Raw genomic sequence first — 3,686 nt, 5'->3', positions numbered from 1 at the left:
AAATGAAGTTAAGTTTTTTATTCTTACCCGTATCCAAAAAGATGACCTACAATTGTATTCGGCAGTGCATAATTATGCCAGATCTTTTAAACAACTTTCTATATTTCTTAAGAAATTTTATCCCAATATTAATAGTTTTGCAGATTTAGACATAAATAAAGCCTTGATGCAATTAAGGTCACATTTAAGCGAATTGGGTTTAAGTATCCGGATTTATGGGAGAAGGAAGCTTTCTAATTATGAAAATCTACTTAACCGTTTATTTTTGTTTTATAAAGACTTCTATGATACAAGAGAGGAATTTGAAAAAGATATCTGGGATGTTAGAAACATTCCTGGTGCAAGATTTCCCGATCATGAATCAAGACATATCATAAATTTTGAGGGTATCCCTACCCCATTTCGCCCTTTAGCAAAAAGATATTTAAAATTTAGAATCAGTCATTTATCTCTTGGCCAATGTACTCTCGACGTTAGAATTTTAAAGTTATTTTTGACATTTATACATGATAAAAACCCTTCTTGGAAGGATTTAAATACCTTAACGCGAAAAGATATCGAAGATTATCTTATATTTCATAATAAGAAGTTTTATGACAAAATACCGTCAAAGAGAAGTTATTTAATTGTCCTAAATGTGTTCTTGGAAACAATTGAAAAACTGCAATTTGATGAAGCGCCTGATTTGCCTGTGAATCTATTGTTGTTTAAAGAAGATTTCCCTAGGCCAATTAAAAAATCGGAAAATGACATCAAATATATTCCCGAAGGGGTTCTTCAACAAATTGAGGAAAAACTAGAATTCTTAAAGCCATCAAAATACATACCGATTATTGTATTACTTCGGGCAACTGGTTGGAGAATATCAGATATTCTTAATCTACGTTACAATAATTGTTTAGAACAAACATCGCAAGGATGGTACTTATGCGGTGATATAAAAAAAACACAAGTAATGAATCATCGTGTACCGATTACAAAAGAAGTAGCAGAAATAGTAGAAGCTGTAATAAAAGCGACTAAAGAACAAAGCAATTCGATTAATAATCCTAAAAACTATTTATTCGCACAGCTAGAAGGTGTTCGGAGAGGCCGACCCTATAATTATTATGACATTCACAGAGGTTTGAAGCGTTTTACTGAAGAACAAAATATAGTTGACGATTTAGGGAATCCCTTTTTTATTAAAAATCATGCCTTTCGGCATACAAAGGGTGTAGAGCTTCTTAATAACGGAATGAACATACTGCATGTTCAAAAATGGATGGCCCATGCTTCCCCTGAAATGACCTTGCATTATGCAAAAATTCTCGATACTACCATGCGTAAATCTTGGGAAGAAGCTACAAAACAAGGTATTTTTCGAATTGACATTGAAAATAAACGTCCAGTTAAAGTTGAACTAACGGATATTGAGAATGAAGATATCATTGAATGGGAATATATACGCCATAATTTAGACGCTGTTAAGATGGAGCTTGGCTATTGTATGAAACCAATTAAGCAGCCATGCCCCACTCAATCGAACCCTTGTCTGTCTTGTCGCAATTTCTGTACAACACCAGAATTCATACCTAAATTTGAAACGGAAGTTAAAGAAGTTAGAAATGTAATTGAGCGTGGCAAGGCTTTAGGTCGTCAAGTTTGGATAGATAAGAATCAAACCACTCTAGATCGTCTAGAGCCTATTTTAGAAACATTGAAGACTGGTACAACTCATCATTTAGCCGGGAAAAAAGGACGCGAATATATTGGAAAGGAACACACTCATGAAAAGTAAGAATATTAGAAATACCGAAGGCGTTAAAAAATATGCCCAAATGAAAAGCCAAGAGACGGCTCAAAAGGTTGATCAAGCTATACAACGTCTTATCAAAACGAAGGCTAAAATTAATTTTAATCAGGTTGCGATGGAGTCAGGTGTATCTAAGGCTTTTCTCTATAACAATCAAGAAATACGGAACCGAATAGAAGGATTACGAAAGCAGCAAGAAGGTCTTAATTCACCGCAAACCATAAAACGTAATATGACAGATGCCAGTAAAGATGCGCTTATCGCAGCCAAAAATAACCGAATTAAAAAACTTGAAGAAGAAAATAAACGTCTAAAGGATGAATTATTGAAATTGCGTGGAATGGTTTATGATAAATTCTGAGAGTCTATTGTGTTTTGAATTCACTTATTGTAACGAGACAGTAATGTTGAATAACTTATTGCGACATTTTTTTTATACAAACGTCTATTTAATAAGGAGTGTATCTATTTCCAAATAAAAAAACAAACAACGATGTTAGTTGGTTATTCCTTTTATGTACTTTATGTACAAATCTCAAGAATGGACGTGAGAAACTGATGAAGAAAATGACACAGATAAATCTCTTAATCATGTTAATTTTCATTCTAGCTGCCTGCAATACGAACGATAATGAAACAAATAGAACAAATGCCGACAGTGGACCTCAGTCAGCAGATAGCACCAAACCGTACGTACAGGGAGTAGAAAATGTAGATGTTCTGAATACTCATGGAAGCATTGAAGGATTGGAAAGAATGCAGAGTTTCTATGACAATATGCAGAATGGTGTTCCCTCTGATTTACGAATTGTCCACTACACGACTGAAGGAGATCCAATGATTACTGATCTAACATATAACGGCGAATTGCTTAAGGTGAAAGATGATACCACCCGAGACAAGTATGGCAGTGGGGAAATAAGAACTAATAGCTGTAGCAATATGATCGAGGAAGTAAACCCCACAAACACTTCTTATATCGCGATTGACTGTAAAGGTGGACCTTTTGGTAAGGAAGAGCTCTTAAAAATTAGCTACAACATGAGTCAACAGGATCTTTTTGAGTTTCAACTGAAATACGGAGGAAAACTGGAAAACGAAGTTAATACAAAGACAAACACAACAAAAAAAGTAATCAGTGCAAATGAAACAAAGGTAACAAGTGATTTTGTTCTAGGAGCAAGCGTGAAGCAAGAGGTGTATAAAAGATTAGTGTTTGCGAATTACTTAGCTGAAAAAGATTTAGAGACTACATGTGAGTCCGAGGATTCCTTGAATTATTATCTAAAGGTATACATTAACGGGGGACAGCGTGAATTTCGTTGGTCTGAGTGTGATCAAAGCCCCGAAGGCCTGAAATTTACTAAGATAGCAGAATATATCATCAAGCAATCCGAAAAGAAGCAAAGTGAAAAGTCTGAGGTCACGGTTCAAGGTTATGTACTTCAAGTGAAGGACGACACACTGTTAATCGGGGAAGGCCTAAACATGATAGATTATGAATGGCTCAAAGATGAAATACAACAGATGGACCTAAATGCCTATATCTTTGACTTTACCATCCTAGAAGGTGTTAATACAGAGGAGTTCAATCCAGGCGATAAAATCCAAGCAACCATAGAAGGAAGCATAAGAGGTTCAAAGCCAGGGAGAGTAAAAGTAAAAGATATTAAGAAACTAGAGTTTTCAAATGAAATAGAATCACGCTGATTTCCTTGTGATGTTTTCCTTGTAGTTTAAAAGTTACAATTTTATTTCGTCATAGGATACTTTAATTTAACAAAAAATCATTAATGGTCCAATTTTTTTAAAACCAGTATTGACATTGAATACATGTAAATGATGTGAGAACATTGATACTCCAATAGTTCTCACATCAAAGTTAAGATAA

The 3,686-nt window shown here is 34.6% G+C and carries 3 protein-coding genes; all 3 read left to right on the top strand.

The window, feature by feature from the left end:
* On the top strand, nucleotides 1-1,780 hold a 1,780-nt coding region (locus tag D612_RS18090), incomplete at its 5' end, for a tyrosine-type recombinase/integrase (protein WP_017755012.1).
* Nucleotides 1,770-2,156: a DUF6262 family protein gene (locus D612_RS0108395; RefSeq protein WP_017755011.1), complete on the top strand. Its 387-nt coding sequence runs from the start codon at nucleotides 1,770-1,772 to the stop codon at nucleotides 2,154-2,156. The genes D612_RS18090 and D612_RS0108395, both read left to right, overlap by 11 nt.
* Before the next feature lie 197 nt (nucleotides 2,157-2,353).
* Entirely contained in the window at nucleotides 2,354-3,505 is a 1,152-nt protein-coding gene (locus D612_RS0108390) for a DUF4362 domain-containing protein (protein ID WP_017755010.1), read from the top strand.
* Nucleotides 3,506-3,686: the final 181 nt, after the last annotated feature.

This window comes from Calidifontibacillus oryziterrae, assembly GCF_000331575.1.
In the GTDB taxonomy this organism is placed as follows: Bacteria; Bacillota; Bacilli; order Bacillales; family Bacillaceae_J; genus Calidifontibacillus_A; species Calidifontibacillus_A oryziterrae.
This window is presented reverse-complemented; position numbering and strand designations above follow the sequence as displayed.

Coding starts and splice junctions, on each gene's coding strand:
- D612_RS0108395 (WP_017755011.1), top strand. CDS start 1,770: ATGAAAAGTAAGAATATTAGAAATACCGAAGGCGTTAAAAAATATGCC.
- D612_RS0108390 (WP_017755010.1), top strand. CDS start 2,354: ATGAAGAAAATGACACAGATAAATCTCTTAATCATGTTAATTTTCATT.